The 709-nt window shown below is 46.5% G+C and carries 1 protein-coding gene; it reads right to left on the bottom strand.

From position 1 onward, the window contains the following. A partial coding sequence (locus tag CUC53_RS18435) for a reverse transcriptase domain-containing protein (RefSeq protein WP_201796806.1) occupies nt 1-709 on the bottom strand: 709 nt, incomplete at both ends.

Genomic DNA, 709 nt, shown 5'->3' with positions numbered 1-709 from the left:
GAGACCAAAACTGTATACAATACTCCAGGTGTGGTCTCACCAGGGCTCTGTACAAATGCAAGAGGATTTCCTTGCTCTTGTACTCAATTCCCTTTGTAATAAAGGCCAGCATCCCATTAGCCTTCTTCACTGCTTTCTGCACTTGCTCATTCACCTTTAGTGACTGATGAACAAGGACTCCCAGATCTCGCTGTATTTCTCCTTTACCTAACCCTACACCTTTGAGATAATAATCCGCCCTCCTGTTCTTACTCCCAAAGTGGACCACCTCACACTTATTCACATTAAACATCATCTGCCAAGTATCTGCCCACTCGCCCAGCCTATCCAAGTCACCCTGAATTCTCCTAACATCCTCATCACATGCCACACTGCCACCCAGCTTAGTATCATCAGCAAATTTGCTGATGTTATTCTCAATGCCCTCATCTAAATCGTTGACGTAAATCGTAAACAGCTGTGGTCCCAACACCGAGCCCTGTGGCACCCCACTAGTCACCACCTGCCATTCCGAGAAACACCCATTCACCACTACCCTTTGCTTTCTATCTGCCAACCAGTTTTCTATCCATGTCAATGTCTCCCCCCCAATGCCATGAGCTCTGATTTTACCCACCAATCTCCTATGTGGGACCTTATCAAATGCCTTCTGAAAATCGAGGTACTCTACATCAACTGGATCTCCCCCGTCTAACTTCCTGGTTACATC

Origin of the sequence: Aeromonas cavernicola, assembly GCF_002795305.1 — a bacterium.
Classification (GTDB): Bacteria; Pseudomonadota; Gammaproteobacteria; order Enterobacterales; family Aeromonadaceae; genus Aeromonas; species Aeromonas cavernicola.
Note: the sequence above shows the minus strand (reverse complement) of the source record. Positions and strands in the feature narration are given on the sequence as shown.